At 65.7% G+C, this 19,707-nt stretch carries 18 protein-coding genes; 4 read left to right on the top strand and 14 right to left on the bottom strand.

Translation table 11 applies throughout. The annotated features are described in order from the left end of the window. Positions 1-128 precede the first annotated feature (128 nt). Both QX073_RS04125 and QX073_RS04120 read left to right on the top strand, forming a co-directional pair. Positions 129-866 (top strand): hypothetical protein, encoded by a 738-nt coding sequence (locus tag QX073_RS04125; RefSeq protein ID WP_316173900.1) that lies wholly within the window; start codon positions 129-131, stop codon positions 864-866. Positions 867-890: 24 nt separating this feature from the next. Beyond that, positions 891-2,471 (top strand): endonuclease/exonuclease/phosphatase family protein, encoded by a 1,581-nt coding sequence (locus QX073_RS04120; protein WP_316173902.1) that lies wholly within the window; start codon positions 891-893, stop codon positions 2,469-2,471. 926 nt (positions 2,472-3,397) lie between these two features. On the opposite strand, the gene QX073_RS04115 is transcribed toward QX073_RS04120, so the two are convergent. The 6 genes from QX073_RS04115 to QX073_RS04090 form a co-directional block, all read right to left on the bottom strand. Then, positions 3,398-4,216, bottom strand: coding sequence for an HlyD family efflux transporter periplasmic adaptor subunit (locus tag QX073_RS04115; RefSeq protein WP_316225356.1), 819 nt, complete (start codon positions 4,214-4,216; stop codon positions 3,398-3,400). Positions 4,217-4,471: 255 nt separating this feature from the next. Next, positions 4,472-5,173 (bottom strand): VIT family protein, encoded by a 702-nt coding sequence (locus QX073_RS04110; protein WP_315749836.1) that lies wholly within the window; start codon positions 5,171-5,173, stop codon positions 4,472-4,474. Then, positions 5,170-5,574, bottom strand: coding sequence for an OsmC family protein (locus tag QX073_RS04105; protein ID WP_315750037.1), 405 nt, complete (start codon positions 5,572-5,574; stop codon positions 5,170-5,172). The genes QX073_RS04110 and QX073_RS04105 overlap by 4 nt, the downstream gene beginning before the upstream one ends. 141 nt (positions 5,575-5,715) lie before the next feature. Then, entirely contained in the window at positions 5,716-6,282 is a 567-nt protein-coding gene (locus tag QX073_RS04100) for a cytochrome b (protein ID WP_315718501.1), read from the bottom strand. 81 nt (positions 6,283-6,363) lie between these two features. Then, a complete protein-coding gene (locus QX073_RS04095; RefSeq protein ID WP_316225355.1) occupies positions 6,364-7,272 on the bottom strand; it encodes a sigma-70 family RNA polymerase sigma factor in 909 nt (302 codons plus the stop codon). After that, on the bottom strand, positions 7,269-8,027 hold the full coding sequence (locus QX073_RS04090; RefSeq protein ID WP_316170361.1) for an SDR family oxidoreductase: 759 nt from the start codon (positions 8,025-8,027) through the stop codon (positions 7,269-7,271). The genes QX073_RS04095 and QX073_RS04090 overlap by 4 nt, the downstream gene beginning before the upstream one ends. A gap of 143 nt (positions 8,028-8,170) precedes the next feature. Between QX073_RS04090 and QX073_RS04085 the strand changes: the two genes are divergently transcribed. Then, a complete protein-coding gene (locus QX073_RS04085; RefSeq protein WP_316225354.1) occupies positions 8,171-9,376 on the top strand; it encodes a M20/M25/M40 family metallo-hydrolase in 1,206 nt (401 codons plus the stop codon). Positions 9,377-9,954: 578 nt separating this feature from the next. Then, positions 9,955-10,335 carry a hypothetical protein gene (locus tag QX073_RS04080; protein ID WP_315718505.1) on the top strand — a complete coding sequence of 127 codons (381 nt, stop codon included), beginning with the start codon at positions 9,955-9,957 and terminating at the stop codon, positions 10,333-10,335. A gap of 266 nt (positions 10,336-10,601) precedes the next feature. Here the strand turns inward: QX073_RS04080 and QX073_RS04075 are convergent, their stop codons facing one another. The 8 genes from QX073_RS04075 to QX073_RS04040 form a co-directional block, all read right to left on the bottom strand. After that, positions 10,602-11,066 carry an RbsD/FucU family protein gene (locus QX073_RS04075; RefSeq protein ID WP_315718506.1) on the bottom strand — a complete coding sequence of 155 codons (465 nt, stop codon included), beginning with the start codon at positions 11,064-11,066 and terminating at the stop codon, positions 10,602-10,604. A gap of 106 nt (positions 11,067-11,172) precedes the next feature. Further along, positions 11,173-11,517, bottom strand: a complete 345-nt coding sequence (locus tag QX073_RS04070; RefSeq protein WP_315718526.1) for a hypothetical protein — start codon at positions 11,515-11,517, stop codon at positions 11,173-11,175. 831 nt (positions 11,518-12,348) lie between these two features. After that, positions 12,349-14,046, bottom strand: coding sequence for an FAD-dependent oxidoreductase (locus QX073_RS04065; RefSeq protein WP_316225588.1), 1,698 nt, complete (start codon positions 14,044-14,046; stop codon positions 12,349-12,351). 2 nt (positions 14,047-14,048) lie between these two features. Then, the gene (locus QX073_RS04060) at positions 14,049-14,759 is read right to left on the bottom strand and encodes an SDR family oxidoreductase (protein WP_315718507.1); all 711 of its coding nucleotides are present in this window, start codon (positions 14,757-14,759) and stop codon (positions 14,049-14,051) included. Further along, positions 14,756-15,745, bottom strand: coding sequence for an NAD(P)-dependent oxidoreductase (locus tag QX073_RS04055; protein WP_316225353.1), 990 nt, complete (start codon positions 15,743-15,745; stop codon positions 14,756-14,758). The genes QX073_RS04060 and QX073_RS04055 overlap by 4 nt, the downstream gene beginning before the upstream one ends. Before the next feature lie 10 nt (positions 15,746-15,755). Next, positions 15,756-16,178: a cupin domain-containing protein gene (locus tag QX073_RS04050; RefSeq protein ID WP_315718509.1), complete on the bottom strand. Its 423-nt coding sequence runs from the start codon at positions 16,176-16,178 to the stop codon at positions 15,756-15,758. Positions 16,179-16,248: 70 nt separating this feature from the next. Then, positions 16,249-18,828 (bottom strand): branched-chain amino acid ABC transporter ATP-binding protein/permease, encoded by a 2,580-nt coding sequence (locus QX073_RS04045; RefSeq protein ID WP_316225352.1) that lies wholly within the window; start codon positions 18,826-18,828, stop codon positions 16,249-16,251. Further along, complete coding sequence (locus QX073_RS04040) at positions 18,825-19,694, bottom strand: branched-chain amino acid ABC transporter permease (RefSeq protein WP_316225351.1); 870 nt, start codon at positions 19,692-19,694, stop codon at positions 18,825-18,827. The genes QX073_RS04045 and QX073_RS04040 overlap by 4 nt, the downstream gene beginning before the upstream one ends. Positions 19,695-19,707: the final 13 nt, after the last annotated feature.

Raw genomic sequence — 19,707 nt, 5'->3', positions numbered from 1 at the left:
ACTCGGCCGCCGCAGTTTGATTCACGTCAACGCTCCATCGGCTGGCGCCTGCGACCGTTAACTACGAAGTAGGATGTTCTGGCGCGCGCCAGGCCGCGCTCAGAACATGGGAACTGGCGGGGTTTGAAATGCCCAATGATCTGCACACCGTCCTGAGCGGCATTCACGGATTGAAGGTCGACGCAGTCGAGAGGTCGGTTCCGGCCTGCGCGGACCATGCCTTCGCCTGGGCAGGCAAGCTGCTCCCCACGCCCCACGTTCGAGCCCGCGCCGATTTCAGCTCGGCTCATCAGCGGGCTTGGCTCGAGGCCATGAGCAATCTAAGTGCATGGAAGACGCGGCAGATCGATCTGAACCTGCCGGCATCGGGGAAGCTGCTGATTGTCGGATGGTACTTCCCGGATCTCGCGAGCCTGCTCGGCACTGCGGAAAAAAAGCATGTGGTCGTTCTGGTATCGAATGATGCTCCCTGGCTCTCCGAGTTGAAGGACGCAGGCACCACACTGAACTTCCGGGCCGAAGGCGGTGCGGCGGCGCTCGCCGCGTACATGCGCGAAGGCCGCAACGTGTTCGCGATGATGGACAATATTCATCCGGGCACCGAGTTCATCCGCAGCCCATTCTTCGGGCGCCCCGCCAAGACTCCGGCCGCCATTTTGAGGCTTGCGATCCGCAACGGCTACACGCTGGCGCTGATAGCGCCCAGGGACAGCCGCGTGGAAGTGGTGGCGACACTGCCCACCGCCGGCAAGCAGCCGGAGGATCTCGCTGCCTGGGTGAACCAGAAGATCGAGCAGGAAGTCAGACGGGCGCCGGAACGCTGGCTGTCGTGGCCGACGCTCGCCTATCGCTTCCAGGCAAGCTGATTCACCAGTCAGGAGGACGCGCGCATGCCCACCACGTCGTTCAATCAGCTCGCGCAGCAGGCCGACGCACTTTACCCGCCGCAGTCGATGCACAGCCTGTTGTCCAGGCTGCGCTACCCCGGAGCGGCACCGGGAACGACCCTGCCGACGGCTTCGTTCGCCGAGGCGGCTTGGCGCCTGTCGGGCCCCTCCACGACACGAATTTCATTCCTCCACTACAACATCTGGTGCCTGCGCGCGAAGATCGGATTGAAGGAGATCGTCGCCGCTGCCGGAGGGGTGGGCCACTTCGCGGCTTGTCTTGGGGTCTCATCGGCTGAGTTCATCGGCAAGGCACTGGAGATGATCGGGGCCGACATCGGAGATGTCTGCGACCGCATCTTCCCGCCGATCGTGGAAGTCTGCGGCGTGCCCGCCAACCCGCTGAACGGCACTTGCAAGCTGGTGGGCGACAGCCTCTCGCTCGGCGGATACATCATCGAAAATCTCAGTTCCGACCTCGACTGGCTGATAAGCCTCTTCTCGATCCCCGAGGAGGTCGTATTCGAGGTGCTGATGCAGTTGGTCGCGCCGGTGCTTGGCGTGTTCGAAGTGAGTGTCATGGAGAAGCCGGTCATCCCCGAGCGCGCCGACGAAATCGGCCGGAGGGTGTTCGCCTACGACCTCGTATCGCTGGTCGAGGCTTGGGACCAGGATACGCGGGATACGATCCTGGCACATGGCACCGCGCAGCATGTCGACGGACCGACCGGCTCCCTCGCCTACAAGCAACTGCAGAGCGGGATCCTCGTCCTCAGCCCGACGCGGACGATCGAGAATGGCGGCGGGCATGTCTATGCCGCGGACGGCGTGTCGCGAGTGATGCCCGGCGGATGCGAGATGGGCTACATGTTCGATTCTGACAAATGGGCGAACAAAGGGGTGCAACTCACGCGTATCCCGGTCGGCTTCGGTGCGATCGAGCTCTATTCGACGCATGTTTATGCCGGCGATGGCGGCCTTCTGCCGCCCGGCCCAACTGACGCGGAGAAGATCGACGTCAGGCGCACGCAGATTGATGAGTTGATTGCCTTCATCAAGGCGACGCACCTTCCATCCAACGTGGCCATTGTCGCCGGAGATTTTAACATCGGTGCTGATACCGACGAATACCACAACCTGGTCGCGGCGATGGAGCAGGCCGGCTTCTATGACCTGTGGAGCGTCCCGTACGATACGATGAAAAGCGACGGTTTGACCGACCGTCACGGCGAGGGCGACGAGCCGATCTACAACGACTTCAATACCAACTGTAAGGTCTATCGCGCCAGCGAGGCATATCGGCAAGCCTACGATCCGGCCGTTGCCACGCCGACGATGTCGGATGATGTCGATTACTACTGCGACGACATGCAGCCAGACGACGCGAATCCCACCGGATCGAGGATCGACTACCTGTTCATGGAACGTGCGACCGCATTTCACGGCTTCAATCTCGACGTCTCACGTGTGCGCCGGCGTGCTTTCAAGTCACGCATTCGCTGGGTCGTCACCCCCGGCCCGCAGGACTACCTTTCGAACCACATCGGACTGGAGGCGACTTTGTTCGCCAGCCCAAGGCACTAGAGCTCCGGGCGTTCAAGAAGCGCGGCAGAGGCTCGGAGTCACAGAATGGGTCACTCATCGTCGACAATGCCGACTTGGCCGTCTGCGCAGCGCTTGTCGGCGGGGATGCCAAGTTGAGGCGTCTTGGCACTCGACCTGGTAAACGGTAGGCCATTAGCATCACCAACCTCTCGCCGACCGCTGAGCATAAGGGTTCGGCCAGCTTCATGTTCATGCGCGCCGGCAGGCCGCCGACCTTGTGGTGCGACTTGATCGTCACCGACAGGCCGCCGGTGAAGAAGACGCTCTCGATCACGTCGAGATAGGGCCGCAGATCACCTTGCGACTGCCCACTTGGTGCGGGACATCGCACGACCGCGTGTTGTACGTTTCAAACAGCAGGCAAGGCTGAGCCATCTCGCGGCGGCATCCGCCCGAGTTGTCATCTTGAGTGAACCTCTTCCTCCGAAGAAGAGGCGCAGGGAAGATCGGGTATCAGCTGATACCCGCGGTCCGCGTGCAGCAAAAAGCACGCGGCAGAACCACAGGTTCAGCCCAATATCCGGCCTTCCCTGCGCGACGGTTTGACGACTTATAGGCGCTCTCCCCGGGGATCGGCTGTCTTGCCCCCGTCGCCGGCGGATCATCATCACCGCCGGCTTGGCATCAGCACCGCGATGCCTGGACCACACCACTTCGCCGTCGCATCGCTCCGTTCGTCGGCGCGGGCTGTGACACCCGGCTGCGGAGCAACGCGCCCATCGCATCTTCCGGCTCGACGCTCGTGACGATCGCGAAACGTCCCTCTTCAGCGAGCCGGGATAACAGGAAATGTGGAGGTGATTTGCCCGACGGTGCAAGTGATGAGTCCGCGACAAACTGGCACGACGGGCAGTTCAGGCATGAGAGGCATGCACGGATTGCCCGTCGCGCAGGGATGGCCGTGGTCAGATGCGCCGCTGCACCGACGCGGGCTGGAGATCCTGCTCGCAGTGGCAGGTCCTCTGCGCCCTCTCCCGCAGGATCTGCGAGACCATCCGCTCCGTCCCGGTCAGGCCGGTCAGGATCGTCGCGCCGACAGCCATGCCCGATCGCAATCCGGCGGGCATGGCCGCCTTCAGCAGGCTGATCTTCAGCGCGATCCGCGCTTCGCCGGTTGGCGAGCCGGACGCCACGCCGATCCACTCAGCATCCGCGACATGTCCATAGAGCCGGACGGGCAGGCCCGGCACGTCGATCGTGACCGCCTGTCCGATCGCGACATAGGTGATCTCGGAAACCGCGAGGGCTGCGATGACGTGGGGCTCGCCTGGCGTGACCACCGCCATCAACGACCGATCTGTCGTCACGGCGTCGCCGACATGGAGACCGCTTGCAGCCACGACGCCGGCGACGGGAGCGATGACGTCGTTCAGCGCGACCGTCGAAGCGCGCTCGTCCCGGTGCTCGATCCGCGCGAGAACCTGTCCCGCAGCGATCTCCTGATTGTCGGTCACGAGCAGGTCCCTGACCAGGCCGGACACCGCCGACCTGACCGGGATCTCGTTCATACTGACATAGGCGTCATCGGTGTGAACCAGATATTGGCCCACGGTCACATACTCGACCATCCACGGCACCGCGACCAGCATTCCGAACATCAGGCTGAGCGCGGCGAGCAACCACAGCGCACGTCCTGCGGACGCCCCGGCGCGCGGCTCCGCTGGGGGACGCTCCTGATGCAGAATGACCGGCCGGGATCCACCCGGCGCTTGCTGTCCGTCCACCACTCGCTCCTCACGACCACGGCATGGGGCGCGTTGCCGCCTCGGCGGCATCCTGTTGACGTCAGGGTCGCACCCATCGAATGCCCGTGACGCGAGATGTGGCGGCTCGCGGGCCGGTTGATAATGGCGCCTGGACCGAATTGGGTCTTCAATTTCTCGAAATAATGCCCGTGTCGACGACACCGCGACACCGCCGCAGCCTCGACACGAGACGGGGGTAACGCCGTTGACCGTCGCGCAAGCTTTGCCAGCGCTTCAAACAACGGCCCCAAACAGCCTTCCGATGCCTGCGGTGAGACCCAGGGCGAAGGCCCCCCAGAACGTCACGCGAAAGGTGGCGCGCGGAATGTTGGCCCCGCCTGCCTTTGCGCCGATCGCTCCCAGCACCGCGAGAAAGGCGAGAGAAGCCGCGGAGACGATCGGGACCAGCAAATTGGCGGGCGACACGACGACCATCAGCAAGGGCATGGCGCCCCCCACCGAAAACATCATGGCCGAGGTCAGGGCAGCCTGGATCGGCCGCGCTGCGGTGATCTCCGAGATTCCCAATTCGTCGCGGGCATGAGCCGTCAGTGCGTCTTTCGCCATCAACTGCTCGGCCACCTGCCGCGCAAGGGATTGATCCAGACCTCGCTTGACGTAGATTTCGGCAAGCTCGTCGCGTTCGAATGCGGGGTTGTCGCTCAGCTCCTTGCGTTCCCGGGCCAGGTCGGCCTGCTCCGTATCCGACTGCGAGCTGACGGAGACATATTCACCGGCGGCCATCGACATCGCTCCGGCGACCAATCCCGCCACGCCTGCGATCAGGACGTCGTTTCGTGTCGCTGCTGCCGCAGCAACACCGACGATCAGGCTCGCAGTCGAAATGATGCCGTCATTGGCTCCCAGAACGGCCGCTCTGAGCCATCCGATCCGCGCCACCAGATGGCTTTCGGGGTGGACGTGAAGGCGGCTCATGTCTTTCTCCTGATCACGCCTTGCAACTTCGTGGCGGCCGCCACGGTGTTGGAAATCGTTCCATACTTCCTGACATTCTGATGAAGCAGCTCGAGCCGGCGGTCGTCTTCGTCGGTGTCGACGATCAGCTCGTAATCGATCGACGCCATCATCGGCGGGCTGTCCTGACGGAAGCCGATCAGTCGCACCTCGACGCCACGAATATGGAACTTGAGCATCGGCGTCACGCGTTCGATTCCCTTGATCATGCAGGCGGCAACCGCGGCGAGAAGAAGCTCGGCCGGGTTGAACGCATCCCGCCGTCCCTGGACATCGGTGTCGAGCACCACGGTCGCATCCTTGCAGTCAGCCACGCTTTCATGCGCATCGATCCGTCGGGCGTTGACGCGATACTCTAGCATTGGGGGAGTCTCCGGGCCGCGTGTCCTTGGGGTTGGCAATCCGAACCATGAGCGGAGTGATCGATCGGATCGCGACCGTCCGGTTACGGCGGCGGAAGCGACCGGCGCAATCCATGGTTTCCGACAGGCGTGTCGCCTTCCCTAGTCGTCCGAGTGAGGCAGCATGCGAAGCAGCGTCCGGTCCCGGAAGATCCAGTGATGGATCAGCGCGGCGGCCGCATGCATTGCAGCCACGATGACGAGGGCGTGGGCGAGAATTTCATGCACTTCCTTGACGTTGTGAGCAAACGCGCGGTCCTTGGGCCAGGGCGACGCGATCTCGGCGATGCCAAACAGCGGCAAGGAATCACCGCGCGCAAACTGCAACACGATGCCAACGACGGGCACGGCAAAGAGCAGCGCATAGAGAACGTAGTGCGCGAAACGCGCGGCCGGATCCTGCCACTTTCCCATCCATGTGGCGAACTCAGTCGCTTCGGGCGGCGGAGAAGGATCGGCCAGCCGCCAAGCCAGGCGCACCGCCAGAAGCATGAGGATCGCGATCCCAGCCGTGACATGGACGAGCAGGCCGGACTCGCGCGGTGCGCCCTTGGGCAGCACGTCACCGAAGACCCCAAGCGCCCAGGCGACGGCCACGAGAACGACCGTCAGCCAATGCAGCGTCTGCGGAATCGCGCCGTAGTCCCTCGTCGAGTTGAAGAGCTGCATCTCAGACCTCTCGGGCCAAAAGATGCTCCTGGCGCGACCGTCCCTCGTTGATGTGGATCAAGCCCTTGCCGGTCTGGGTGCTCAGGACGGCGGGACGAGTGCCAGCTCTGCATCGACGATGACATAGCGGACGTAGCGGTAGTCGCGGATGAAGCTGATCTTGCCGTCGCGCCAGCTCAGCCACATGACGTAGCTGGGCCGCGGATCGCCCTGGCGTTCGAACACGGCGATCACTTCCCGGCCCTCGAGCCAGGCCGGCGCCAGCCAGACGCCGTCCATCCCGGCGTAGATGCTGAAGAACATCCCGACATCGGCCGGGCCGACACGGACGGGATGAGTGGACTGGTGCAGTTTGACGTCGTGCGCCAGCAGCGCGCGCAGGCCGTCCCAATCACGCCGGTTGAACAGACTCACATAGCGTGTCGCCGCATCGGAGGCGGGTCTCGCCGCCGGCCGCGCCTCGGCCACAGCGTTGATCTCGGAGAGCCGCGCCCGGGCGCGGGCGAGATGTGCCTTCACCGAGTCCACCGTCAGGTCGAGCAGCGCCGCGATGTCGGCGAGCGACTCATCGAGCACATCCTTCAGAACGAGGACGCTCCGCTGAGGGATCGGAAGCTCCGTGAAGCGCGACACCGCGGTCCGGATCGCCTCGTCGCGCATCATCGCCTCCACGGCATCCGGCACGGTGTCGTCGGCGACACCGTCAGCCGCCTCCATCGGTTCGGCGGCCCGGATCGCACGGCTGCGCAGCAGGTCCAGCGCCCGGTTATGCGCGACCCGGAACAGCCAGGCACGCAGCATCACGACGTCGCGCATCTCGTCCACCGCGACGAGCGCTTTTGTCAGGGTGTCCTGCACGACGTCCTCGCCGTCGATCACAGAGCCCATCAGGCGCGCGCAATAACGATGCAGCTCGGGCCGCAGCTGCTCTGCGAGGGCCACGAGCTCGGCGCTGCGCGCGCCGCGCGAAGCATGTCCGCCGTCGCTCAAGCTGCCGCTCCTTCCATCACCGTCACGCCGGAATCTCCGTTGAGACCGAACACGACGCCGTCGACGAACCGCGGGTCCTCCAGCACCGCGACCACGCGATCGCCGAACGCCCGTGGCGGCATCGGCGCGCCGAAGCGGGCAACGAACGCTTCCGGCGCAATGCCCATGGACCCGGCATAAGCGCCCGCGGCCGTATCCCCCACTCCCGTGCCCAGGATCATCATGCGCGGCACGATCGCCTGGAAGCGGATGCCGAGCCCGTCGTCCTGCGACACGCCATTGGCGTATTTCGCCATGAACCAGAGCATGCGCTTGGCGCCGCCGTAGCCGCCTGACATCTGCGAACCGCCCACCGCCGCGCCGCTCGATCCGACCAGGACGCGGCTTCCTGGTTTCAGGGGGAGCTTGAGCGCCGCCTGGATCCAGTACAAGCCCGCCTTGACGTCCGTTTCCCAGGCAACCGAGAAATCCCTCCAGGTCAGCCGATCCAGCCGGTCCATGTGCGGCGTTGTGCCGGCGTTCAAGATCAGGATGTCGGGGCTGATATCGCCGACGATGCGGTGCGCAGCGGCCTCGTCGGTGACGTCGGCCGCGATCGTGGCCACACCCAGGCGCGCAGCAATCGCGTTCAGCGCCTCGGTTCCGCGCGCGACGACGGTCACCTTGGCGCCGCGATCGACGAGGGCCTCCACGACTCCCAGGCCAAGGCCGCGGCTTCCGCCGGTCACGACGATCGTCTTGTCTTTCAGGCTCATGATGATGCTCCAATGTCCAGATGACATGAAAACGATCGAGGCATCGGAAAAGAGTCAGGCGGCGAAACCAATGCGAGCCCCCTTGCGCAACCGGCCGCCCGGCTGGATGCTCCGGGCACATCGTCCATCACGGGAATCGCTTCATGTCCGTCGACACCACCGCCGCCACCGATCGTCTGATGCGTTTTCTCGCCGTCCAGGGCGTGACCGGACAGGAAAAGGCGATCGGGCGCGAGATCATGGCGGCGCTGAAGCAGGCCGGCGTGCCGGCCAAGGCGATGCGGCTCGACGATGCCAATACGCGCATTCCGCTGCCGACCGAGACCGGCAATCTGATCGTCGAGCTGCCCGGCCGCGGCAGCCAGCACAATCAGCCGCGGATCATGTTCATGACCCACATGGACACGGTGCCACTGTGCGCCGGCGCGCAGCCGAAGATCTCCGGTCGCAAGATCGTCAACCAGGCCAGGACCGCGCTCGGCGGCGACAATCGCTGCGGCTGCGGCATTCTCGTCACGCTCGCGGCCGAGCTGATCCGCGAGAGGCTCGACCATCCGCCGATCACGCTACTGTTCTGCGTGCGCGAGGAGAGCGGGCTCTATGGCGCGCGGCACGTCAACACCGACGACCTCGGCGCGCCCGAAATGGCGTTCAACTTCGACGGCAGCTCGGCCTCCGCCGTCACGATCGGCGCTGTCGGCGCCGACCGCTGGGAGGTCGAGATCTTCGGCCGCGCCTCGCATGCCGGCGTCGCGCCTGAGCGCGGCATCAGCGCCACCATGATCCTGGCGCTCGCGCTCGCCGAGGTGAAAGCCGGCGGCTGGTTCGGCAAGGTGGTGAAGGGCAAGGGCAAGGACGCGAGGCTTGGCACCAGCAATGTCGGTCCGGTCACCGGCGGCGAAGGCCGCCCCGCGGGCGACGCCACCAACGTCGTCACCGACTACGTCCACGTCCGCGGCGAATGCCGCAGCCACGATGCCAAATTCATCCGCGAGATCACCAAGGCCTACAAGGCGGCTTTCGAGAAGGCGGCCAAGCAGGTCACCAACAGCGAGGGCAAGTCCGGCCGCGTCAAGTTCAAGGCCGAGACCGACTATCATCCGTTCCGGATGAAGGAGACCCTTCCCGTCGTCAAGCGCGCCATGGCTGCCGTTTCCGACATCGGCGCCGCGCCGACCCTGCGCGCCGGCAATGGCGGCCTCGACGCCAACTGGATGGTCCGCCACGGCATCCCCACCGTGACCTTCGGCACCGGCCAGAACGAGCCGCACACGATTGACGAATGGATCAACCTGGACGAATACGATCGGGCGTGTGCGCTGGCGGTCAGGCTGGCGACGATGGGGTGAGACGACGCCATCCGGACACGCACTTGGATGGCTGCAACCTCCTTGCTCCCGCGCAACGTCGTGATGACGGGCTCGCCAGCAAACGCGCATGTTCCGAACAGGTCGAACAGCGAGGCCATGACGTCGCGCTCCCGCGGCGGATGTCACCCAGGCAGAGATTGCCCGTCGTGCAGCTCGGGATGGCGCGAGCTCGTCGGGTCACGGCGGCCAGTCTCATCGACGCCCTTCAAACGTCTTCAGTGATTGGAATGCACCGTCACAGTGATGAGTTGGCTCCGGCACCGGGCTGCCGGGTCGGCAAAGCACGAGCCATTCCTCCTCTGCGTGCCCAGCGGCCCCTGTCCGATCGCATGGAAGTTCGGGCGGGGCCGGAACTCCAAAGCGGGACGGCGGTTCTAGTGCGATGGACCTGCCATTCGCGTTGGACCGTCGCCAGCTCCTCGGCGAGGTCAGGTCCAGAACCGCAATCGATCATCCGTTTGCCGGCATTGTTCGGCTCTGACGTTCGTCACAGTTCTCGGCAGAGCCGGACACCGGAGACATCAGCCAATCACGGCGCACTTCACTGGAGGCCTGACATGTCGACCAAACTAGCTCTGCTCGGCCGCACGGCCGCAATTGCTTCATTGACTGCACTCGCGATCGGCGCCTTCACCCCGACCAGTGCCGACGCGCGAAATGGGCGCTGGCACGGCGGCGGCGGCGGCGCTGCGATCGGCGCGGCGCTCGCGGCGGGTGCCATCGGCACCGGTCTTGCGATCGCCGCAAGCCGCGACGCCTACGATTATTACGATGGCCCGGTCTATGACGGCCCGGCCTATTACGCGGCTCCGTCCTACTACGGCGTGAACCCCCACGCCTATGGCTATTACCGCAAGGGCGAATACCCCTATCAGGTCTATGGCGGCGACAGCCCGAACGCGGTCTGCGCGCAGGGCACGACCTGGAATTGCCGCTGAGACCGCGTCCAATTGAAACCTCGACGCGGCATCGGGCGAGGTCTCGCGGCGCTCGCCCGGCGCTGGACTCGCTTCTCTGCCGTCGCGATCAGTCCCGTAACCTGCCATGAGCGCAGCGACATGCGGGACCGATCTCTCGCCGGGTCGCTTCCCCGAAGCCCATTGAGCCGCGGCGGGCGCTACGCGTCGAACGCGAGGCGGATGACCGATCGCGATACCCTTGCCGGCATGCGCACCGCTGCCCAAATGCGGCGCGCCAGCCGGCATCATGATCCCGATGCGCCATCCGGCGGGATGACGCCCTTGCTGAAGATGAAGCAGCCGTAGAACCGGCGCTCGCCGGTGGCGATCACGCAATAGGCTGATCTGGCCATCTCATAGAATGCGAAGCGCTCGACGCCGACCAGCGGCCACGACCTGCCCTCGGCGCGGTCGATCACCGCCTGCACCTCCTGCTGCACCGGCGTCACCTCCGCAGGACTGCCCACGACCTCCATCCGCACGGCGGCATCGTCGATGAAGCTGTCGAGCGGCAGCACCGACAGCACGGCCTGGACCGCGCGCGCCGCGCTGACATTATCGATGCGCAGCAGCCCGCCGAACACTGTCTGCCGCGCGATCGCATCCGCCGGAAAATTGGTGTCGCAGATCACGAGACGGTCGCCATGCCCCATCGCGCGGAGCGCATGGAGCACGTCGGCATTGAGCAGTGGATCGATCCCCTTGAGCATGTGGTCTCCCTGTCATTTTCATCGAACGGACCAGGTCGCCGGGCCATCGGCCAAGGGCAACTGCTGCCAACACCTGGAGCGCGTCACGCCATCATCCCATCGCGAACTACACGCTCCCTCGCCTCTCGCCGACCAGGCGAAGATCGATGCTGCCGATCAGGTCCGAGCGCAGCCTTTCAGCGGCGGCCATCGCCGCCATTGTCTGTCGCAACGTGCTGACATTCGATCCGAGCGACACGATGCCGCCGAGCAGCGCCGCAATGGCGCCGAGGAGCGCGACCGCATCGGATCCGAGCAGGCCCAGCACCGCGCCGAGCAGCAATGCGGCGCCGCCCGCTATCGCGATTTTCGAGGCCAGAATGATCTTTCGGCACCGCTCCGCCATCTCGGCAAGCTCGTCGATCCGCGCCTCGATCCGGGAGATCTCTCCGCTCGGGTCGTCCTCATCCATCACGCGAGCTGCCCTCCGCGCCATCAGCGCCTCATCCTGAAACGACCCGGTCCCCGATCATGCCACCTGTCACGTGGCGCGCGAGCGTACGACGCCGCCATCCCACCGGCAACCATCCACGGCCTGACTTCACCGCGCACAACAGGTCCCGATGCACGCGGACGCTCCTCCAGGGCCGCGGCCGCAGGCCCGGAACAAAGCCGGCAACTCCGGATTGTCGTAACCGGAATTTCCACACGGCGGATGGGCGGCTCATGCCGAGCGCCCGTTCGGCAACCATCGGCTGCTATTGCCTACACGGCAATGAGCAACTTCTGACCTTGGTGCCAGCAGCTCATCAATGAGAGCTGAGCGGAAACGACAATTCAACTACGAAAGCAGCGCGTCGGCCAGGCGATATCAGGAAAAAGCCGCAGAGGCGCGTGATGCTCAAGGCGCCTCGTTACGGGGACGCGCAACCATATCATCTCGAGTTGCCCAAACACGAGCACCGTCCGCTACTCGCGGCGGCCCGAGCCGTTCGTCAATTGCAAACTTCCCAGGTTGATCCCGTGTTGCACGCGATCTAGTAGCGAGCCGGCGGGGATCCGAAGCGGCGCGACTCCACTAGCGAGCCATTTGCGAGCGTTGGCCGGGCGGCGGGTGGGGAAGGCCACCCTACCCTGGACAACGACAACAGTCCTCCTGACCACTGCCGCGTCCCCACTTCAGGCAACAACCCGTGGCCGACTTTCACAAGCCGCGAAGTGTGACCAAGTCGTTCTCATGCCTCCAGGCTCCGAGAGGTCACATCGAGCCATGCCTGGAGCGAGCTCACGAGCATGAGAGCCCTCAAACGTTCGCGCCGGCGACGTTCCTGCCCGCGAGCCAGCCGAAGACCAGCGCCGGACCCAACGTGATGCCGGGCCCGGGATAGGCCCCTTCCATGATCGAGGCCATGTCGTTGCCGCAGGCGAACAGGCCAGGAATGGGTGAGCCATCCGCGCGCAACACCCGCCCGCGCGCATCGGTGACGAGGCCCGCAGACATGCCGAGATCGGCCGGATAAACCGCGACGGCATGGAAAGGCGGCTCCAGGATCGGCGCGACGCAGGGATTTGGATGTTGATCGACGTCGCCGAGCGCGCGCTGATAGATGTCGCCGCCGCGGCCGAAGGCGGGATCCTCGCCGCGCACCGCATCGGCATTGAACTCCGCGACGGTTGCAGTCAGCGCCTGCGCCGGGACGCCGATCGTCTCCGCGAGCGCGTCCAGGCTGTCGGCACGCTTGAGATAGCCCGCGGCGACATCACGCGCGACACTGCGCGTGAACGGCTTGATCTTGCCGAGGCCGTATCTCCACAGGAAGCGGCGATCGCAGATCAGCCAGGCAGGAATAGCCGTCGCGTGCCTGAGCTGCGCGCGCACGAACTCGTGGTAGGACACCGCCTCGTTGACGAAGCGGCGGCCGGTGCCATCGACCGCGATCAGGCCGGGCTTGGCGCGATCGGTGACCGTGTGCGGGAAGATGCCGCTTCTGCCGTCGGCCCGTGTGAATGTCGAAGCCGGCACCCAGAACGCGCCCTCTTTCGTCGGCGCCGACAGGCACGCGCCCAGGGCCATGGCCAGCCGCGCACCGCGTGGTGCGGCGCCGGGGTCGACGGTGGCCGACAGCAGGCCGGCGGCCTCAGGCACATAGCAGCGGCGCAGCTCGGCATCATGCGACAGCCCGCCGGTCGCGAGCACCACGCCGCGCCTTGCGGTGATCCAGGAGCGGCCGGAGCGATCGACAATTTCGAGCCTCGAGACCCTGCCCTGCGCGTCGGCCTCAAGCTGCTGGGCGGAGGTGCCGGTGCGTATCACGACGCCACGATCGAGTGCCGAGCGCAGCAGCCGCGCCGCCAGCGCGTTGCCGAGATAAAGCGTCGTGCCGCGCCGCGCCGTGAGCCGCTGCAGGCCATAGCGCATGATCAACCTGGCCGCATGCAGGGCCGAGCGCAACGATCGGCCGGCACGGCGCAGATGCGGGATATCCTGGCGGCCGATCATCATGCCGCCGAACAGCATGAACTCCGGCAGCGGATCGCGCAGCAGCGCAAAGGCGTCGCCGAGGCCGCGCGCATCGAATGGCAGCGGCTCCAGCACCCTGCCTCCCGCGGTGGCACCGGGCAGGTCGGGATAATAATCCGGATAGGTCGGCACCGGCTGCAGCCGCAGCGCAGTGCGGGCCTCGAGATCGCGCAAGGCTTCGTCGCCGAATGCAAGGAACGTCTCGAGCCTCGTGCGGTCCTGCCCCGGCACGGTCCGGTCCAAATACGTGCGCGCCGCCTCCAGCGTATCCGCCCGCCCCTCCGCGGCCGCCTTGTGATTGGCAGGAATCCAGACCATGCCGCCGGAGATGGCGGTGGTGCCGCCGATGACTTCAGCCTGCTCCAGCAGCAGCACCGAGCAGCCGTCAGCAGCCGCGATCGTCGCCGCCGTCATGCCGCCCGCGCCGGCTCCGACGACCACGACATCGAACGTCTCGCCGGCGTGCACCGCCGCCGTCATGCTCACACCATGCCGCCATTGGGCTGCACGATCTGTCCCTGGATCCAGGAGGCCTCGCCGGAGGCCAGGAAGCGCACCACCTCCGCAATCTCGCCCGGCTTGCCGATGCGATTGAACGGGCTCAACGCCGCCATGCGCTGCTTGGCCTCCTCGGTCTTGCCGGCATTGAAAAGTTCGGTGTCGACGGGACCGGGCGCCACCGCATTGACGCGAACGCCGCGCGCCGAGAGCTCCTTCGCCATCGACCGCACCAGGCTTTCGACCGCCGCCTTGGTCGCCGCATAGGGCCCGGTGCCCGGCACCGCGTGGCGGACCAGCGACGTCGTGATGGCGACGATGGCGCCGGCGTCGCGCACGCGCCGCGCCGCTTCCGCCAGCACGTTGAAGGCGCCTACGACGTTGACCTCCATCAGCAGCCGGAAGTCCTCCGGCTTGAAGCTCGCCAGCGGACCTGCCGGCACGTTGATGCCGGCGTTGGCAATGACGGCCTGCGGCGCAGCACCGAAGTCGGCGGCAACTTGCGCGAAGACCTGCGCGACCGACGCGGCATCGCGGATGTCGACCTTGTATTGCCTGCCGGGCCCTCCGTCCGACGGGCTGGTGGCGTAGGTCGAGGCCACCTGCCAGCCGGCGACGGCAAACGCCTGCGCGCAAGCGGCGCCGATGCCGCGGGAGCCGCCGAAGATGAGAACGATCGGAGAAGAGGTGGTCATTTTCGATCCCTTGAAGGTGATGATGTCTTCGCCATCGCGGCCCGCGTCGCTTCGATCGTCGCCTCGATGCCTCTTTGCAGATCGTAGCGCGGCTGGTAGCCGAGCTCCGCCTTGGCGCGGCCGATGTCCAGCGCGCCCTTGACGGCGCTCAGCACGCGGCCGCCATGATGATAGGGACCGGTGTCGCCGACCGTGATCCTCGCACCGGGAATGGCGCGATTGACGGCGTCGGCCGTGTCGCGCAGCGTCGGAGCCACACCGGTCGCGACATTGTAGGCGTCGAAGCTGTGATGCGGCTTGTCGAGCGCGAGCAGCACGCCGGCCACGGTATCGTCGATATAGACCTGATCGACCGCGAGATTGCCGCCGTCCTCTTGATGAAATGGCTCGCCGCGCAACGCGGCCTCGATGAAGGTGCGGGGCATGCGCAGGCGCGGCAGATGCGGTCCGTACACCCAGCAGGTCCGCACATTGATGCATTCGAGCCCGTGATCGCGCGAATAGACGCGACCATAGTGCTCGGCTGCGAGCTTGGTCACGCCGTAGACGCTGGCCGGCTTCTGCGGGTGCTCCTCGTCGATCACGGCGGATTGGAAGTCGCCATAGGTCTCCTCGGTCGAGATCTGCACGACGCGCCTGACGCCGGAGAGCCGCATCGCCTCGAACAGGTTGATCGCGCCCTCGACATTGACCCGCAGCGCCTTCAGCGGGATATCCGCGGCCTGAACCACGCCGACCACCGCGGCGGCGTGGATGACGGCGTCGGGACGAAATGTCTGGAACGCCCGCAACACCTCATGCCATTCGCCGAGATCGATCGCCGCGGTGACGAGCAGCTGTTGTTGCGAGGCGAGTGCGGCCATGGCCGGCGAGACCATCAGGTCGATGGCGACGACGCGATCGCCGCGGGCGAGCAGCGCCTGCACGATCGCCGAGCCGAGCCAGCCGCAGGCGCCGGTGACCAGAATGGTCTTGCTCGTGGTCATGCCCGGCCCCTCACCGCGGCGCCGGCTCCTCGTCGGTCGGCGGGCTGGTGATCACGAGGAACAGCAGCGGGTCGTTGCCGGTGCAGTGGAATTCGTGCACCACGCCCGGCGGAATGTAGGTGACGTCATTGGCACGGACCAACCGGCGCTCGCCGTCGAGGATCAAGATGCCCTCGCCCGACAGCACGTGATAGATCTGCTCCTGCACCTTGTGAGAATGGCTCTCGACATGCGCGCCGGGCTCGTAGGACGAGATACGATGGTCGAAGAAGCGGCTGCCGGTGGTGTCCGGCGTCACGATCGCCTTCGACAGCGCCTGGTTATAGTGGCCCGGATACTGGGTCCAGAAAATCTCGGCGAGATTGCGCGTCACCGCCTTCTTCTCTGTCGCCGCATTCGCGTAGGCGTTCGGTCCGGGAACGACGATGGTCATGTCTCATCTCCTCAGGAAGGTTCAGATTGGGCCGGCCAGCAGATGCCGATGGTCACGAACTCGCAGCTGCTCATGACCCGTTTGCCGCGCGTTGCACTGCATCAGCGGTCTGAGTGATGCCAAGCAAACGCCCTTGCAGCTCGTGATCGGCCGCGAGCGCGGCAGCATCGCCGACATGGGCCACGCGCCCATTCACCAGCACATAGGCGCGGTCCGCCATCGCCAGCACGCTCTCGGCATGATGCTCCACGATGACGAGGCTTGCGCGCGACCTCAATTTGGACACGGCGTCGCGGACCTCCTGCACCACGGCGGGCGCCAAGCCCTCGAACGGCTCGTCGAGCAGAATCAACCGGCTCGGCACCATCAACGCGCGCGCGATCGCCACCATCTGCCGCTCGCCGCCGGAGAGATTTTCGGCACGCGCCTTGTGCAGGATGCGGAGCTTCGGGAACAGATCGAACACGTCGTCGAGCGACGCGCCGCCGGCGCGGCTCGCGAGCTTGAGATTCTCCTGCACGGTCAGATTCGGAAACAGCCGGCGTCCTTCCGGTACCAGCGAGATGCCAAGACGGTTGATCTCGTCCGGCCGTAACCGGTTGAGCTGCCTGCCGTCGAACGTGATGCGACCGCCGCTCGCCGGCACCGTGCCTGTGATGGCCCGCAGCGCGGTGGTCTTGCCGACGCCGTTGCGCCCTAGCAGCGCCACCACTTCGCCAGGCCGCACGGCCAGGTCGAGCCCGTCGAGCACGGTGCCACCGCCGTAGCCGGCGCGCACGCCCTCGAGCCTGAGCAGCGGCTCGGCGGCGGCGCTGCCGGGAAGCGGCGTCACATTGGTCGCCCGCGACGGAGCCGCCGCAACCTGGCCATGGGCCGTGCCGAGATAGGCCGTGACGACTTCGGGATGGGCAGCCACTTCCACCGGCTTGCCGTCGGCGATCAGCCGGCCCTGATGCAACACCGTGATGCGGTCGGACATGGCCAGCACACGGTCGATGTCATGCTCGATCAACAGCACGGCGTGGGACTTCGCCAGCCGCATGATCAGCTCGCCGACGATCTTGCGGTCCGACTCCGCCAGACCAGCCAGCGGCTCGTCGAGCAGCAGGAGCTTGGCATCGATCGCGAGCGACACCGCGATCTCGAGCAGCCGCTTCTCACCATGCGCCAGCGCGGAGCAAAGCTCGGCGGCGCGATCGGCGAGGCCTACGGCATCGAGCAGCGACCACACCTTCGCGTTTGCAGCCGCATCGTCATAGGCATCGCGCCAAAGACCTGTCCATTGCCGGTTGGCAGCTTGGACCGCGATACGCACGTTCTCGAATGCGGTGAGGCTGGGAAACACGCTCAGGATCTGGAACGAGCGGGCGATGCCGAGCCGCGCGCGCTTGTACGGTGACAGCTGATCGATCGGCATGCCCTCGAACAGGATGGTGCCGGCGTTGGCCCGCAGCACACCGGTCAGCAGATTGAACAACGTGGTCTTGCCGGCGCCGTTGGGACCGATCAGGCTGTGCAGTCCGGTCCGGCTCATCTCGAACGACACGTCGTTCTGGGTCACGATCGAGCCGAAATGCTTGGAGAGGTTGCGGATTGCGAGAATCGGCACCTGTGAGGCCGTCGCCGCAGCCTGACGTGCACGATCCGGCGCATAGGGAATGATGTCGCGCGGCCGCGGTGGAATGACATTGCGCGTCAGGGTCCAGCGGCTGCGGCCGGCGATACGCTGGAAGATGCCGTGAATGCCCTCATCTGACAGCAGCGCGAAGGCGATGATGATGGGGGCGAAGACCAGCCACCAATTCTCCGTGATGGCGCTGAGCCGGTCCTCCAAGACGATGAAGACGATGGCGCCCCACAACGGCCCCAGGAAATGATGCACGCCGCCCAGCGCCGCCATCAGCACCGGATCACCGGCATGCTCCCAGTTCAGATTGTTGGCGTAGACGCCCTGCAGCAGCAGCGCCATCAAACCGCCGGCGACACCGATGCCGCCGCCGGCAATGACGAGCGCAATCAGCTTGGTGCGGTAGGTGTCGAAACCCAGGCTTGCGACCCGCTGCTCATTGTCGCGCAACGCCTGCATCAGTCGACCGAACGGCGCATGCGCCAGCCGCCACAGCATCCACAACGAGCCGATCACCACGACGAGCGTGAAGGCGTGGAAGGCAAGCGCGGAGCGAAACAGCGGACGCGCGACGTTCTGCAGGCCGTTCTCGCCTCCGGTCACCGAGGTCCATTTGAACGCAATCTCGAACGCGATCTGGGAGCACGCCAGCGTCAGCAGCGAGAAGTAGAGTCCGCGCCGGCGAAGGATGATGGCGCCGACGATCAGCGCCAGCAGCAGCGAAAATGCCACCGCGATCGCCAGACCGGTGATTTCATTGGCGGCCGGCATGAAGCCCAGGCCGATTGCCAGCGCATAGCTCGCGCAGCCGAAGAAGAAGGACGCGCCGAACGGCACCAGGCCGAGATAGCCGATCAGGAAGTTCACCTCCGCGCCGTAGAGCGTGTAGATCGCGATCTGGGTCACGCGATGGATCGGCATGCCCACAGCGAGCGCGATGCCGGAGGCGAGCGCCAGTATCGCGGCCGCCACCAGCACCGGGTGACTTGCGAGCCGCTGCAGCACGGACTTGGCCGTCGTCATTCGAAACGCTCCCAGCGCTCGCCGAATAGCCCGCGCGGCCGCAGCAGCATGATCGCGAACATCAAGGCATACATCGATGCGGCAGCCGCCTCTGGCCAGAACTGAATGGTCAGCGAGGTGACGATTCCAACCGCGAGTCCGGCGACCACTGCGCCCCGAAAGGAGCCGAGGCCGCCGATGGCCACGATCACGAACGCTGGCATCACCGCATTGGCAGCCATTGACGGCGACACCGTCCACAGCGGCGCGGCCAGCACGCCGGCGATCGCCGCCAGCATGCAGCCGAGCCCGAACACCGCAGTGAGCACCCGCGGCAGATTGATGCCGAGCAATTCCACCATCTCCGGGTCCCGGCTGCCGGCACGCAGGATCCGGCCATAGGGTGTGAACGCCAGGAAGCCCCATAGGCCGAGCAAGGTCGCCGTGGTCGCGCCGAGCACGGCCACGCGATATTTGGTGATCAGGAGAGGACCAACTTCAACGATCCCTGCAAAAGCCGGCGGGGGATTGAATGGCTTGCCGTCGGCGCCCCAGGCGTAGCGGATCACCGCTTCGATTAGGAGCGCCAGCGCAAAGGTCACGATCAGGCTGAGCAACGGCTCCTTGCCGTAGAGGCGGCGGATGATCGTCACCTCCATAGCCATGCCGATCAGCCCGACCACCGGCGGCGCCAGGATCACGGCGCTCCAGCCGAACAGCTGGAACAGCTGCCAGGCCACGTAGGCCCCCAGCGCGAAGAAGGCGCCATGCGCGAAGTTGATGACGCCGAGCAGGCCGAAGGTGATCGACAGACCTACGGCGATCAGCACGTAGATGAAACCGAGCACGAGTCCATTGGCCGCCTGGGAGACGAGAGTGTCGAGCATCGTTCGAGCCTGT

The sequence above is a fragment of the Bradyrhizobium sp. SZCCHNS3052 genome (assembly GCF_032484495.1).
Lineage (GTDB): Bacteria > Pseudomonadota > Alphaproteobacteria > Rhizobiales > Xanthobacteraceae > Bradyrhizobium.
This window is presented reverse-complemented; position numbering and strand designations above follow the sequence as displayed.